13 protein-coding genes and 1 pseudogene are annotated in these 13639 nt (G+C 64.1%); 3 read left to right on the top strand and 11 right to left on the bottom strand.

Annotated elements, in window-relative coordinates; translation table 11 throughout:
• The first annotated feature begins 61 nt into the window (after positions 1-61).
• Positions 62-1013 (top strand): annotated as a pseudogene (locus tag AC0V7N_RS14485) (IS481 family transposase).
• 103 nt (positions 1014-1116) lie between these two features.
• Here the strand turns inward: AC0V7N_RS14485 and frp are convergent.
• The 3 genes from frp to AC0V7N_RS14470 all read right to left on the bottom strand — a co-directional run bounded on the left by frp (position 1117) and on the right by AC0V7N_RS14470 (position 3235).
• On the bottom strand, positions 1117-1449 hold the full coding sequence (frp, locus tag AC0V7N_RS14480; RefSeq protein ID WP_475458552.1) for a fluorescence recovery protein: 333 nt from the start codon (positions 1447-1449) through the stop codon (positions 1117-1119).
• A gap of 62 nt (positions 1450-1511) precedes the next feature.
• The gene (locus AC0V7N_RS14475) at positions 1512-2159 is read right to left on the bottom strand and encodes a ThuA domain-containing protein (protein WP_475458550.1); all 648 of its coding nucleotides are present in this window, start codon (positions 2157-2159) and stop codon (positions 1512-1514) included.
• A gap of 53 nt (positions 2160-2212) precedes the next feature.
• Complete coding sequence (locus tag AC0V7N_RS14470; protein ID WP_475458547.1) at positions 2213-3235, bottom strand: LLM class flavin-dependent oxidoreductase; 1023 nt, start codon at positions 3233-3235, stop codon at positions 2213-2215.
• 116 nt (positions 3236-3351) lie between these two features.
• On the opposite strand from AC0V7N_RS14470, the gene AC0V7N_RS14465 reads away from it, so the two are divergent.
• On the top strand, positions 3352-4590 hold the full coding sequence (locus tag AC0V7N_RS14465) for a CoA transferase (protein WP_496627914.1): 1239 nt from the start codon (positions 3352-3354) through the stop codon (positions 4588-4590).
• A gap of 57 nt (positions 4591-4647) precedes the next feature.
• Positions 4648-5874: an NAD(P)/FAD-dependent oxidoreductase gene (locus tag AC0V7N_RS14460; protein WP_475458543.1), complete on the top strand. Its 1227-nt coding sequence runs from the start codon at positions 4648-4650 to the stop codon at positions 5872-5874.
• A gap of 7 nt (positions 5875-5881) precedes the next feature.
• On the opposite strand, the gene AC0V7N_RS14455 is transcribed toward AC0V7N_RS14460, so the two are convergent.
• From AC0V7N_RS14455 to AC0V7N_RS14420, 8 genes are all read right to left on the bottom strand, one after another.
• A complete protein-coding gene (locus AC0V7N_RS14455; RefSeq protein ID WP_475458541.1) occupies positions 5882-6943 on the bottom strand; it encodes an ABC transporter ATP-binding protein in 1062 nt (353 codons plus the stop codon).
• Positions 6944-6953: 10 nt separating this feature from the next.
• Complete coding sequence (locus tag AC0V7N_RS14450) at positions 6954-7766, bottom strand: carbohydrate ABC transporter permease (protein ID WP_027044438.1); 813 nt, start codon at positions 7764-7766, stop codon at positions 6954-6956.
• Positions 7766-8641, bottom strand: a complete 876-nt coding sequence (locus AC0V7N_RS14445) for an ABC transporter permease subunit (protein ID WP_496627912.1) — start codon at positions 8639-8641, stop codon at positions 7766-7768. The genes AC0V7N_RS14450 and AC0V7N_RS14445 overlap by 1 nt, the downstream gene beginning before the upstream one ends.
• A gap of 74 nt (positions 8642-8715) precedes the next feature.
• Positions 8716-10008 carry an ABC transporter substrate-binding protein gene (locus AC0V7N_RS14440; RefSeq protein ID WP_475458537.1) on the bottom strand — a complete coding sequence of 431 codons (1293 nt, stop codon included), beginning with the start codon at positions 10006-10008 and terminating at the stop codon, positions 8716-8718.
• A 69-nt stretch (positions 10009-10077) separates the two neighbouring features.
• Entirely contained in the window at positions 10078-11094 is a 1017-nt protein-coding gene (locus AC0V7N_RS14435) for a Gfo/Idh/MocA family protein (protein ID WP_475458534.1), read from the bottom strand.
• Positions 11091-11798: an N-acetylmannosamine-6-phosphate 2-epimerase gene (locus AC0V7N_RS14430; protein WP_475458532.1), complete on the bottom strand. Its 708-nt coding sequence runs from the start codon at positions 11796-11798 to the stop codon at positions 11091-11093. The genes AC0V7N_RS14435 and AC0V7N_RS14430 overlap by 4 nt, the downstream gene beginning before the upstream one ends.
• Before the next feature lie 64 nt (positions 11799-11862).
• A complete protein-coding gene (locus tag AC0V7N_RS14425) occupies positions 11863-12759 on the bottom strand; it encodes an N-acetylmannosamine kinase (protein ID WP_475458530.1) in 897 nt (298 codons plus the stop codon).
• A complete protein-coding gene (locus tag AC0V7N_RS14420) occupies positions 12743-13570 on the bottom strand; it encodes a MurR/RpiR family transcriptional regulator (protein ID WP_475458528.1) in 828 nt (275 codons plus the stop codon). Before AC0V7N_RS14420 ends, AC0V7N_RS14425 begins: the two co-directional genes overlap by 17 nt.
• Positions 13571-13639: the final 69 nt, after the last annotated feature.

Genomic DNA, 13639 nt, shown 5'->3' with positions numbered 1-13639 from the left:
CTAGGTGTTTGATCCCGAGCTTTAATGGTGCGATATTTTCTTCCGAATGGAAGGATGCGCTATGGGACAAGTTCTACACGGTCGCGCCACGACGACAGAGGCAATCCGTCGAGCAATACAAAATAGTCAAGAGAGCCTGAGGACGCTGGCCAAGCGCTACGGGATCAACCAGAAGACAGTTGTGAAGTGGAAGAACCGGACGTCGGTTGCCGATCTTCCTACGGGTCCCAAAGAGCCAAAGTCGACGGTGTTGTCCGTCGAGGAAGAGGCCGCCGTCGTCGCCTTCCGCAAGCATACGTTCTTGCCGCTCGATGATTGCCTCTATGCCCTACAGCCAACGATCCCGCATCTGACGCGCTCGTCATTGCATCGCTGTCTGCAGCGCCATGGCATTTCGAAGCTGCCGGAGGTGGACGCTGACAAGCCGGGCAAGAACAAATTCAAAGCCTATCCGATCGGCTATTTCCACATCGATATCGCCGAGGTGCAGACCGCCCAGGGTAAGCTGCGTCTCTTCGTTGCCATCGACCGGACGTCCAAGTTCGCCTATGCGCAATTGCACGAGGCGGCTGGCAAGCTGGAGATGGCCCAGTTCCTTCGGGATCTGATCGCGGCCGTTCCCTACGTCATCCATACCATTCTGACCGACAACGGCATCCAGTTCACCAATCGCAGCTGTGACCGGCACGCTCCCCAACATGTCTTCGACGAAAATTTGCGACAAGCATGGCATCAAGCACCGGCTCACAAAGATCAACCATCCTTGGACCAATGGCCAGGTCGAGCGGATGAACCGAACCATCAAGGAGGCGACCGTCAAGCGCTTCCACTATGACGATCACAATCAATTGCGCCGGCACCTCGCCGACTTCATCACGGCCTACAATTTCGCGCGCAGGCTAAAGACCCTCAAAGGCCTAACGTCCTATGAGTTCATCTGCAAAATCTGGGAAAAAGAGCCAAAACGGTTCCAGTTCGATCCAACCCATCAAATGCCGGGACTAAACACCTAGGGTCTCCGCGACGGAGCTTCGCTCCCTGCTACGCCCTAGGATGACGAAGTCGTGGGTGCTTGCTATAGAAACAAAGACAGCGACACTCGCTCCCCGTCATCCGCTAGCGCCTCGCCACAAAGGCCAGGTCCCGCTGAATGACGTCTCGTTTGTCTTGCGACAGACCAGCAATCAACTTTTCGTCGAGATAACCTGCTCGAATGAGTTGCGCGAAGACAAACAGAAGCTGCGAGTAGCGATAGTCGAACGTCCGATCGATGTCCCGCCGCTGTTCGCGCAAATAGTCTTCCAGCTCCCACATGTCGGAGGGCTGCGTCACCGCACTGGCCTTGCTTTTGAAGTCAGCCATCGTCTTTGCGAGGGCCGCCTCAAGAGCCGTATCGAAGGCACGGCGCGCGAGCTTCTTTTCGGATGCGGACCAATCGAGACCATTCATTGGATATCTCCTTAGATGTCCCAGCGAATTCGGCCCAGATTTCCACGAAATTTCGCGCGCCGCTACCCTCGCGCAGCCCACACCAACCCGCGCTCCACAATCAGCGCCATCTCCGGTACCGCGAACTCATCCGCCGTGTGCCCAAGCGAACTGTAGAACACCCTGCCCGCGCCATACCGGCGCTTCCAGACCACCGGCATGACAACCCCGCCAATGCCTGGAAAATGCGTATCGCTGAAGGTCGTCGTCGCCAGCACATCGTTGCTCGGATCGACATGCATGTAATACTGCTCCGATCGGTAGGCGAAATCACTGATGCCTTTTGTGATCAGATCGTCCGGTTGTGTGATCACCACCTGATAGTCGATGATGTTGCCGGGATGCGCGACCCATTGGCCGCCGGTCATGAACTGGTAGTCGGGCTCATTGCGAAAACTGTCGCCCATCGTGCCGTGGAAGCCGCCAAGTCCGCTTCCCGCGCGAACCGCCTGCGTCAAGTTCTGCAACTCGGCCTTTTCGATCGTCGACATGGTGATGACCGGCACGATGAGATCGAAGGACGCAAGCTCCGGGTCGGCGAACAGCGCGGTGCCCTCGCCCAGCGTGACATCAAACCCGTTGCGCTGAAGCAGCGCGCGGATGATGTTGGCGCTGCGCTCGGGCGTGTGGCCTTCCCAGCCGCCCCAGGCAATCAGGGCCTTCTTCGCCATGCCGTGAACCTCCTGAATCGCCCGCCGCGATCGATGGTTACACGGCGCCGCGGTCAGCGCCAGCCCAGCGCCGGCGCGACATGGGTCAGGATCGCCTCGATGACATGGGCGTTGTAGTCGACGCCGAGTTGGTTGGGCACGGTGAGCAGCAGCGTGTCGGCCTCGGCGATCGCCTCATCCTGCGCCAGCTCCTTGATCAGCACATCCGGCTCGGCGGCGTAGCTGCGGCCGAAGATCGCCCGCGTATTCTCCTCGATGAAGCCGATCTGGTCGCGGCTTTCATTGCCGCGGCCGAAATAGGCGCGGTCGCGGTCGTCGACCAGCGCGAAGATGCTGCGGCTGACCGAGACGCGCGGCTCGCGGTCATGGCCGGCCGCCTTCCAGGCCTCGCGATAGATCCGGATCTGTTCGGCCTGCTGGATATGGAAAGGCTTGCCGCTCTCGTCGAATTTGAGCGTTGAGCTCTGCAAATTCATGCCGAGCTTGGCCGCCCATTCCGAGGTGGCGTTGGTGGCAGCACCCCACCAGATGCGCTCGCGCAGGCCCTTCGAATGCGGCTCAAGCCGCAGCAGCCCAGGCGGGTTGGGGAACATCGGCCGCGGATTGGGCTGGGCGAAGCCCACGCCGCGCAACGTGTCGAGGAAGACCTCGGCGTGATGCCGCGCCATGTCTGCGTCGCTTTTGCCTTCCTGTGGCTCGTAGCCGAAATAGCGCCAGCCATCGATCACCTGCTCGGGCGAGCCACGGCTGATGCCGAGCTGCAGCCGGCCACCAGCGATGATGTCGGCCGCGCCCGCATCCTCGGCCATGTAGAGCGGATTCTCATAGCGCATGTCGATGACCGCCGTGCCGATCTCGATGCGGCTGGTCTTGGCGCCGACCGCCGCCAGCAGCGGGAATGGCGAGGCGAGCTGGCGGGCAAAATGGTGCACGCGGAAATAGGCGCCGTCGGCGCCAAGCTGCTCGGCGGCGACGGCGAGATCGATGGACTGCAGCAGGGCGTCAGACGCCGAGCGCACTTGCGATTGCGACGAGGGCGTCCAGTGCCCGAATGACAGGAAACCGATTTTTTTCATGGCCCTGAAGTATATGCGAGCGGCACGTGCTTCAATGCCAAAACAGCGGGGTTACACACCGTCGCCCAGGCCGCAACGAGAGGGCGCGATACTCAGGAGACGCCGTGGAGGGTGGAATGCTTAGGGGAATTCGCATCGTCGAGATCGAGGCGCTGGGGCCAGCGCCCTTTGCCGGCATGCTGCTCGCCGATCTCGGCGCCGACGTCATCGTCGTCCATCGCAAGCAGGCGCCCGTGCCAGGCCTCCCCGAACGCTCGCTGCTCGATCGCGGCAAGCGCTCCATCGCGCTTGACCTCAAGGATGCCAACGATGTCGCCGTGCTGATGCGCCTCATCGCCACCGCCGACGGGTTGATCGAGGGGTTTCGGCCAGGCGTCATGGAGCGTCTCGGGCTCGGCCCGGATGCTTGCCTGGCGGCCAACAAGCGGCTGGTCTATGGCCGCATGACCGGCTGGGGCCAGGACGGTCCGCTGGCCCACACCGCCGGCCATGACATGAACTATACCGGTGTGTCGGGCGCGCTCTGGTATGCCTCCTTGCCGGGCGAGCCGCCCATGGCGCCGCCGACGCTCACCGGCGACATAGGCGGCGGCGCGCTCTATCTGGTGATCGGCATGCTCGCCGGCATCATGAACGCGCGAGCAAGCGGTGAAGGCACCGTGGTCGACGCGGCCATCGTCGACGGCTCGGCCCACATGATGAACTTGCTGATGGCGATCGGCCAGCCCGACGCGCTCGTCGCCGAACGCGGCCAAAGCCTTCTCGATGGACCGCATTGGTGCCGCGTCTACCGCACATCCGATGGCGGCTTCATCAGCGTCCAGTGCATCGAGCCGAAATTCTACGCGCTGTTCCTCGAGCGGCTTGGCCTCGCCGCCGATCCGCAATTCGCCAACCAATTCGATCGCGATCTCTGGCCGCAGCTCGGCAGCCGGCTGGCGGCGATCTTCGCCGCAAAAACCCGTGACGAGTGGACCAGCCTGTTCGAGGACTCGGACGCTTGCGTCTCCCCAGTGCTCAATCCTTGGGAGGCGGCACTGCATCTGCACATGGCCGCGCGCGGTTCCTGGCTAACGATGGACGGCATCTTGCAAGCCGCCGCTGCTCCGCGTTTTCCGGACGGGCGCAAAAGATACCGGCGAAAAGTCCGGCACGCGACGAAGATGGCGCGGAGATTCGCGCCGAACTGGCGGATCCAGCCAAAAGTCGTTGAAATCGGGCGGCTTTCAACTTCGGGGGCACCCTCGCACTTCCGGCTGCCGGGAACCGGCCAACACCGACCTCCACCCGCATCGGACCGAACCGATAGCATCTTCGCGGCACCGCCGCGATGCTCCACGGGCAGCATCGCTTGAAAGTCTTTTCATAATATCGTATACGAGTATACGAGATTTATCGGAAGGCTATAACTCATGTCCTTCGTCTCAAATCCCGGCAAGGCACCAAGGGACGCCTTGGTCATCGGCGGTGGCATTGCCGGCTGCACGCTCGCCTATGAGCTGGCCCGCCGTGGCCTCAAGACGACCATCCTCGAGCAGAGCATGATCGCGGCCGAGTCGTCGGGGCGGAACACTGGCACCTTGCTCAGCGGTCCGCAGAAAGAAGTGGTCGAACTGCTGGACGCCAGCGTCGAGGTCTATTCGGAACTCGCCGACGGGCCCGTGCCCTTCGAATTCGCCGCCATCGCGCATCTCTTGATTTCCGAGGACGACGCCCGTTTCGAGGCCGCCGCCGCAGTGGCCGAGCGCTATCGGGCGGCCGGCGTGCCAATGGAGAAAATCTCTGGCAAGGAACTGGCGCGCGACCATCCGCGCATCGGCTTCAAAGTGGCGGGCGGCTATTCCGTCGGCCGCGCCTGGACTCTGGAGCCGATGGGCGCGACACATGCCTTCGCCCATGCCGCGCGTGAGGCAGGGGCTGCGATCCGCACCGGTCTGCGCGTCGCCCAGATCTTCTCCAAAGGCGGCAAGGTCCAGGGTGTGCTGACCGACCAGGGCCTCATTCCCGCTGATCTCGTCTTCCTCGCCAACGGCCTGTGGATGTCGGAGCTTTTGCGGCGCACCGTCGGCGACGGGCCGCTGCCCGGCCTGCCCTTCACCGCCGGCCGCGGTTGGCTGATCCAGTTAGGAAAACTCGACTTCGAATTGCCATGGATCGTCGAAGAACTGACCTGGCCGGATCAGGAGGAACTCGGCCGGCGCATGCGGCTCGACGGCCTCGCCGATGTCGCCGCCCAGCGCGACGACCAGCCGGCGGTGGAGGCGATCTGCCTTAATCCGATGCGCGGCGGCGACGCCAGGCTCGGCGCCTCCGTCCAGCCCGCCTTTCGCGACCTCGTCCGCAACACCGATATGGCAAGCCGTATCGCCAGCCGCACGCTGCGCATGCTACCCGGCCTCGGCTCGCCGCAGGTCAAGAACGTCTATCCCGGCAACCGCCCGATGCTGTCCGACGGCCTGCCGGTCGCCGGCAGGACCGCCGTCGAGGGGCTGTTCCTGCATGGCGGCATGGGTTCGATCGGCATGCATGCGGCACCCGCCACGGCGCGCTGGCTGGTCGACGCCGTGCTATCGGGCGACGGCAATCCGGCACAGGAATGGCTGCGCCCCAACCGCTTTGCGGGATGGGAAACGGTCTGAGGCAGGATCAGCGAACACGCAGCCCTTGCGCATCGAAGATGCGCGTGCGGTGGGGCTGGAAGCGCAGCGTGATGGTCTCGCCGAAACGCGGCTGGTCCTCGCGCCGTTCGGCCACCACCGTTTCGCCGCTCGGCAGCACGCCGTGCACATAGGAGGTCGATCCCAGGCGCTCGGTGACATCGACGGCAAGCGCGAGTTCGACGCCCTGCTTTTCGTCAAGATGCTCCGGCCTGATGCCCAGCGTGACCTGCTGGCCGCCGACGAGCTTCGCGACAAGATGCGAGACGTCGACCCTGGCATCACCGACGAGCACGGCTTTCCCGTCTTCGACCACGCTTGCCCTTAGGAAATTCATGCGCGGCGAACCGATGAAGCCGGCGACAAAAGCATTGTCTGGATCGTCGTAGAGCGAAAGCGGCGTGCCGATCTGCTCGATCTTGCCGGCCTTGAGCACGACGATCTTGTCGGCGAGCGTCAACGCCTCGGTCTGGTCGTGCGTCACATAAACCATGGTGCGGCGGATCGACTGGTGCAGGCGCTTGATCTCGGCGCGCAATTCGGTGCGCAGCGCCGCGTCGAGATTGGACAGCGGCTCGTCGAACAGGAACAGCCGGGGATCGCGCACCAGCGCCCGGCCGATGGCGACGCGCTGGCGCTGGCCGCCGGACAACTCGCGTGGCTTGCGCCCCAGCAAGGGTTCGATCTGCAGCAGCTTCGCCACCGCGTCGACCTTTTCCTGTGATGTCTTGCGGTCGAGTCCGCGCATCTTCAGCGGAAAGGCGATGTTCTCGGCCACCGACATGGTCGGATAGAGCGCGTAGGACTGGAACACCATCGCCACGTCGCGCTCCCGCGCGGGAAGGTTGGTGACGTTGCGGTCGCCGATGACGATGGTGCCGGAATCGATCGGGTTCAGTCCGGCAATCGCATGCAGCAGCGTCGACTTCCCGCAGCCCGACGGCCCGAGCAGCACGACGAAGGAACCTTCCTCGACCTCGACCGAGACATCGTCCAGCACGTTGACCGCACCGTAGGATTTCGACACCGACCGTATAGACAAATTCGCCATCGGATTCCCTTCAGCCCTTCACGCTGCCCAGCGTCATGCCGCGCACGATCTGCCCCTGCACCAGAACGCCAAGCACGATCATCGGCAGCATGATGAGCGTGGCGGCGGCGGTCAGCGCGCCCCACTGGATGCCTTGGAAGGTCAGGAACGAGGTGATGGAGACCGGCAAGGTCTGCGTGTCGCGGCCGGTCAGCACCAGGGCGACGAAGAACTCGTTCCAGGTGAACAGCACGCACAGGATCAGCGTCGCCACCATGCCGCCGCGCGCCGCCGGCAAATAGACATGCCAGAACACGCTGAACTCGCGCGCGCCGTCGACGCGGGCCGCATCGCGCAATTCCTTCGGGATGTCGTCGAAGAAGGTGATCAGCAGCGAGATGGCGAACGGCACGTTGACAAAGGCATAGGCGGCAATCAGCAGCCAATGCTGGTTGAGCGCGCCGATCCGCGTCGCCAGATAGTACATCGGAATGACGAACAGCAGCGCCGGCGCGATGCGCAGGCTGAGGATGAACTTTTCCTTCGAGCGGCGCAGGTCGCCCGGCTGCTGCGCCAGCCCGTAGGCGGCGACCGAGCCGATGGCCACCGCCAGCGCGCTGGACAGGATGGAGATGATGAAGGAGTTGGCGAAGGCGCTGAGGAAGCCGCGATTGGCGAACACCGTGCGGTAATTGTCGAGCGTCGGGCTGAACAGCCACACCGGCGGAATGGCGAAGGCATCGCGCGTCGTCTTGAACGAGGTCACCACCACCCAGTAGAGCGGGAACAGCACCGCCAGCAAAAGCATGAGCAGCCCGACATAGAAAACCGCGCGCCGGCCCATCAGCGCTCTCCTGCTTTCGGAAACAGCACGCTGTACATGGTCAGCAGCGCGACATTGGTGAAGATGGTCAGGATGACGGCGATGGCCAGCGCGTAGGAAATGTCGAAATTGGTGAAGGCGACGATGTAGCCGTAATATTTCAGCGTCTCGGTCGACAGCGCCGGCCCGCCGCGTGTCATGATGTAGAACAGGTCGAAGGCCTTGATGCTGTCGATCGCCCGGATCAGCGCGACGATGGCCAGCGCCCGGCGCAGCATCGGCAACAGCACGTACCAGGTCACCTGCCATTCGCGCGCGCCGTCGACACGGGCCGCATTGAGCGGATCGGTCGGCGCCGATTCCAGCGCCGCCATCACCAGCAGGATGACGAAGGGCGTCCATTGCCAGATGTCGGCGATCAGCACCGCAAACAGCGCAATCTGCGGGCTGCCGAGCCAGTCGACCTGGGAGATACCGGCCAGCGACAGAAGATAATTCGCCATGCCGGTGGCGGGGTCGAACAGGAAGCGCCAGGTCAGGCCGACAACCACCGGCGTCATGATGATGGGCACCAGAAGCAGCGTCCGCACCAGCCGCTTCATGGCGAAGTCGCGGTCGAGGAACAGCACGACGGCAAGGCCGAGCGCGATCTCGATCACCGTCGCCAGCGCCGTGAACAGCACCGTGCGCCACAGCGCGGCCATGGCGCGCGGATCGCCGAAGAAGCGGAGATAATTGTCGAGGCCGACAAACTTCTCACGCCCGGCGCGCATCAGCGACAGATCGTGCAGCGAAATCCAGATCACGAACAGCGTCAGCGCGACCGATGCCACGGTCAGGCAGACGATGATCGGCTGGAAGAAATGCTTCGTCGGATCCGACGCTGTTGTCGCCACGGTCTCAATCCATCAGTTGAGGATATCGCCCTGCCGCGCACAGGGAGCGCACGCGGCAGGGCACGCCTGCCCGCTTAACGAGCGAGCGCGGCGTTGTTGGCCTCGTCCGCCTCCTTCAAGGCGTCAGCGGCGCTGGCCGTGCCGGCAAGCGCCTTGGAGACGGCGATGCCGGTGTTGTTGATGATCTCGTTGGCCTGTTCGACCGTCGGCAGATATTGCGGATTGCCGGCGTTGATGGCGGCGATCATGCCGTCCTTGAAGGCGCCATAGCGCTTGCCGAAGGCCTCGCTGTTCAGCACCGAAAGCGAGGTCACGCCGGAGTTGGGATCGGTTTCGATCGCCTTCAGCTGCTGCTCCTTGGCGGTCGCCCAGGCAGCGAACAATGCGGCCGCTTCCTGGTTCTTGGATTCGGCCGAGACATACATCGAGTGCACGGCGAGCGAGGACGAACCGCCCTTGGGCGAGGCGGACTTCATCGGCACCGGCACATAGCCAACCTTGCCGACGACCGTGGAGACGGTCGGGTCTTCATTGTAGGCGCCGTTGACGGTGGCATCGAGCGTGATTGCCGCCTTGCCCTGCTGGAACAGCAGCCGGTTTTCTTCCCAGCCGAAATTGGCGACGCCGACCGGACCGTAATCCTTCAGCAGCTTGGTGAAGGCATCGAGTGCGGCGACGCCCTCCGGCGTTGCCAGCGCCGACTTGCCGCCGGCATCGAGGAATGAGCCACCAAAACCCCAGAGATAGGCAGCCCAGACATAGACACCCTGGATGCCTTGCTGGCCGCGCATGGTGATGCCGGCGATCTGCTTGTTGGTCTTTTCCGAAATCGTCTTGGCCGCGGCCTCGATGTCGTCGAACGTCTTCGGCGCCGCAAGCCCGTACTGTTCGAACAGGTCCTTGCGGTACATAACGAAGGTGCTCTCGCCATAGACGGGCAGCCCGTAAACCTTGCCGTCGACGACGTTGGTGTTGAAATAGCCGGGCACGAAATCGGCTTTGTCGAAGTTCTCCTTGTGCTTGGCCAGGAAATCGTCGAGCGGCACGACATAGCCCGACTTCACGAAGCCCGGCAGGTAGATGATGTTGTTCTGGACGACATCGTAGCGGCCGGACTTGGAGGAGAATTCGAGCAGTTCCTTGGCCGTGATATCCTGCTCGGGCACGACTTCGAGCGCCACGTCGATGCCGGTCACCTGCTTGAATTCCGGCAACAACTTCTGGATGGCGTCGGTGGTCGGGTGGCCTTCGAGCAGCACCGACAATTGCACCCCGTTGAACGGCTTGTCCTGCGCCAGGGCCGGCAGGGCAGTGGCAAGCGCGGCGGCAGCCACGCCAAGCATCAATAGATTGCGTCTGTTAAGCATTTTTCGTCTCCCATTGTTGGGCCGCTTTGGCCTCGTTTCAAATTCTCTCTGTTTGTCTGATCGTCACCTCTAACCAAGGCGCACGATTTCGCCGCTCTCAGCCGACCGCATCATCGCCAGTGTGAGTTCGAGCGAACGAAGACCATCGCGACCGCTGGCGATCGGCATGGCGGCGCCATCCAGCCAGGCAAGCAGGCCGCCGAGCTGACGTGCCAGGTCGCCGTCGAGACGGCCGTTGACGACAGGCCAATGCTGGGTGTCGATCTCGCGCGAGGTTTCGTTGCTGGCGTAGTAGAGGCCGCTGTCGCCGCACTGCACCTCGAACGACCCTTCGGTGCCGATCAGCTCCATGCGGGCATCGATCATGTGGCGGGCGCCGGCCGGCAGCGACCAGGCGCTTTCGAAATTCACCACAGTGCCGCCGGAGAAGCGCACGATGGCCGCCAGGCTGTCCTGCGTGCCCGACGCGCCGAGCAGAATGTCGGTCTGTTGGGCATAGACGGAAACCGGATGCTGCCCGTCGAGCATCCACAGCACCATGTCGACATCGTGCACGGTGACGTGCAGCGCCAGCGGCAGCTTGCCGCCATAGCGCTTGGGGCCTTCGGTGCGGGCGCTGTTGCGCCGGGCATAGATGTGGATCGGCGCGCCGATCTTGCCTGAAGTCATCAGCTCCTTGGCCGCGGCGTAGCGCGGATCGAAGCGCAGGAGATAGCCGATGCCGAGCTTGATCTTGGCCGCCTCGCAGGCAGCGATGATGGCTTGCGCATCCGCGACCGTGGAGGAGATCGGCTTTTCGACGAATATATTGATGCCGGCCTTGGCCACGGCAACCGCCGGCGCCAGGTGCAGATTGTCGGGCGTGCAGATCGAGACGAGATCGAGATCGCGCTCGGCCGCCAGCAGCGCCTCGTGGCTGGCGTAGACCTTGCAGCCCGGCGCCTTGGCGGCAACAGCGCCGGCCAGCTCCAGATTGGGATCGACGATCGCCGCCAGTTCGCAGCCGACCAAGTCAGCAAAGATCGCGGCGTGCATGGAGCCCATGAAGCCCGCACCAATAACGGCGACGTGGCGGCGCTTGATCATGACTGGTTCCTCTTCAATTGCGGATTGGCGCTCCACGACGCGACCTGGTCGACGAAGCCGCGGGTGATGGCGTCGGGCCGCGTGATGGCGCCGCCGACGACGATGAAACGGGCACCGAGCTCAAAGCAGCGGACCGCCTCCTGCGGCGTCCAGATGCGGCCCTCGGCGACAAACGGCAGACCGGCGCCGGCGAGCTGTTCCATGAGCTGGAAATCCGGCCCGCGCTGCTGGTTGGAGTAAGGCGTGTAACCGGCCATGGTGGTGCTGATGAGGGAGGCGCCGGCATCGAGGGCGCGCTTGCCTTCGTCGAGCGTGCTGACGTCGCCCATCGACAGGCGTCCCCTCTGCGCGATCGCACCGAACATCGTCTTGAGGTCGGTCGGGCGCGGCCGGTTGGTGGCGTCGAGCGCCACGATGTCGGCGCCGGCCTCGATGACCGACGCCACATTGGCGAGCGTCGGGGTGATGTAGATTTCGGTGTCGCCACGACGCGCCTTGATCAGGCCGATGATGGGAACGCCGACCTGTCCGCGGACGGCCTCTATGTTCGCGGCACCCTCGATGCGCACAGCGGTGGCGCCGCCGAGGACAACCGACCGGGCAATGGCGGCAATGTGCTCGGGAGCGTCGAGCGGCATGTGGGATTCAGCCTGGCACGAGACAACCAGCGTTCCATCGAGCTGAGCGAGCACATCGCCTTGCACCTGGGGTTTCTCCTTCGAGCGTTACCCCTGCAATCAAGCGTGGATGAAACTTTTTGTCAAGAAACTATTTTCGGTGAAAATTTCCGTCAGAGAGCAACGCGACCCCCAACAGTCCCGCATCGGCGCCGGCCTGCGCGGCAAGGATCTGGCGCTGGAAGACCGCCGGAAGCTCCAGGGAACGCGCCTGCAGGGCCTGGATAAAACCCTCCGCCAGCCCGACGCCGCCGCCGACCGCGAAACAGTCGATGTCGACGGAAGCCGTCAGGTCGGCGAAGCCGTTGACCAGCGCATCGACGGCGGCGGCGATCACCTCGGCGGCGGCGCTATCGCCTTGCCTGGCGGAGGCGAACAGATCCGGCGCGCCAACCGGGCGGCCGAGCCGCTCACTGCCGCGACGGGCGAGTGCTGTGCCCGAGGCGATCGTCTCCAAGCAGCCCCGCCGGCCGCAGCCGCACAGCACGCCGCCGGGGTCGGACATCATATGCCCGGCATGGCCGGCAAGCCCGGTGGCGCCGGTCTGCAGGCGGCCGTCGATGACCAGGCCACAGCCAATGCCTGTCGAAACCGTGAAGAATGCGAAGTTGCGAAAGCCGCGGCCGGCGCCGACGGTGAATTCGGCCCAGGCCGCCGCCTGCGCATCGTTGACGACCAGCGGCGGCACGCCGAACGCCGTTTCGAGCGCCCGTGCCAGCGGATAGCCGTTCTCGATCGGCAAGGTCTGCGGGTTGAGCGCGGTCAGCGCGCCGTCGCGGACGATGCCCGTGGTGGCGACGGCGACGGCTTCGAGCGCATGCTTGGGCGCAAGCCCGGCGATCGCCGCGACCAGATCGTCGCCCCTGCCCGTTCTCGGCGTCGCCGTCTGGCGCCTGTCGTGCAATTGGCCGCCGCGCACTTCGGCGGCGGCGATCTTGGTCCCGCCAATGTCGACGGCGAAGACCGCACGATCAGAAGCTGCGGTCACTCACGACCTCCGCCGTGCGCCCGAGCAGCGAGAGCCGCGCCGGATCCTGCCGCATCATCTCGGCCGCCAGCGCATCGACGATCAGCAACTGGCTGATCTTCGACGGAAACGCGCCGCCGGTCAGCGGCGTTTCCGGCCAGGACGCGATCAGCGCGAGGTCGCAGGCGGCGACCAGCGGACTTTTCGAACGATTGGAGATGCCGATGACGAAGGCGCCTTGCGAGCGGGCAAGTTCGGCGATGCGCACCGCGTCGATGGTCGAGCCCGAACTCGAAATCACCACCTGCACGGCGCCCTTCTGCGTGGTTCCCGCCGCCATCACAGCCAGATGCGCGTCACCCAGCGCGCGGCTGAGCTTGCCGATGCGGGTCATCTTGTAGGCGAGATACTGCGCCGTGATCGCGGAAGCAGCGATGCCGAAACAGTCGATCGCCGTCGCCGCCAGCAACTGCCGCGAGGCGGTGGCGATATCTTCCCGGACGATCAGCTGCTCGGTTTCGCGCAGCGAGATGATGGCGGTCTCCACCAGCCGCTGGATGTCGTCGGTCGGCAAGCCGATGTCCCGCGCCCGCTCGTCGGTCGCCAGTTCCTTGGCCAGCGCCAGCTTGAAATCCTGGAAGCCGGTAAAGCCCTGGTCCCGGCAGAAGCGCATGACGCTGGCCTCGGACGAGGCTGAGGCCTCGGCAAGCTCGGTGATGCTCTGGCGCAAGGTGGCATCCGGCTGCGCCAGCACCGTCTCGGCGACGCGCGCCAATGCCGGCGTCATATCCCCGGCCGCCGCCCTCAGCGACGCAATAAGCGCATGTGTCATGAATTTCCCCGCGGTTCTCTTTGTTTGAGCATGACCTCCGGACAAACGAAACCGTTTGTCTGAGAAAAC

The sequence above is a fragment of the Mesorhizobium kamtschaticum genome (assembly GCF_056174585.1).
The sequence above is the reverse complement of the archived record's forward strand: the minus strand, read 5'-3'. Positions and strand labels throughout refer to the sequence as shown.

What these genes read in the sequence shown, in the direction of transcription:
- frp (WP_475458552.1), bottom strand. Translation starts at nt 1,449, where the DNA reads ATGAATGGTCTCGATTGGTCCGCATCCGAAAAGAAGCTCGCGCGCCGT.
- AC0V7N_RS14475 (WP_475458550.1), bottom strand. Translation starts at nt 2,159, where the DNA reads ATGGCGAAGAAGGCCCTGATTGCCTGGGGCGGCTGGGAAGGCCACACG.
- AC0V7N_RS14470 (WP_475458547.1), bottom strand. Translation starts at nt 3,235, where the DNA reads ATGAAAAAAATCGGTTTCCTGTCATTCGGGCACTGGACGCCCTCGTCG.
- AC0V7N_RS14465 (WP_496627914.1), top strand. Translation starts at nt 3,352, where the DNA reads ATGCTTAGGGGAATTCGCATCGTCGAGATCGAGGCGCTGGGGCCAGCG.
- AC0V7N_RS14460 (WP_475458543.1), top strand. Translation starts at nt 4,648, where the DNA reads ATGTCCTTCGTCTCAAATCCCGGCAAGGCACCAAGGGACGCCTTGGTC.
- AC0V7N_RS14455 (WP_475458541.1), bottom strand. Translation starts at nt 6,943, where the DNA reads ATGGCGAATTTGTCTATACGGTCGGTGTCGAAATCCTACGGTGCGGTC.
- AC0V7N_RS14450 (WP_027044438.1), bottom strand. Translation starts at nt 7,766, where the DNA reads ATGGGCCGGCGCGCGGTTTTCTATGTCGGGCTGCTCATGCTTTTGCTG.
- AC0V7N_RS14440 (WP_475458537.1), bottom strand. Translation starts at nt 10,008, where the DNA reads ATGCTTAACAGACGCAATCTATTGATGCTTGGCGTGGCTGCCGCCGCG.
- AC0V7N_RS14435 (WP_475458534.1), bottom strand. Translation starts at nt 11,094, where the DNA reads ATGATCAAGCGCCGCCACGTCGCCGTTATTGGTGCGGGCTTCATGGGC.
- AC0V7N_RS14420 (WP_475458528.1), bottom strand. Translation starts at nt 13,570, where the DNA reads ATGACACATGCGCTTATTGCGTCGCTGAGGGCGGCGGCCGGGGATATG.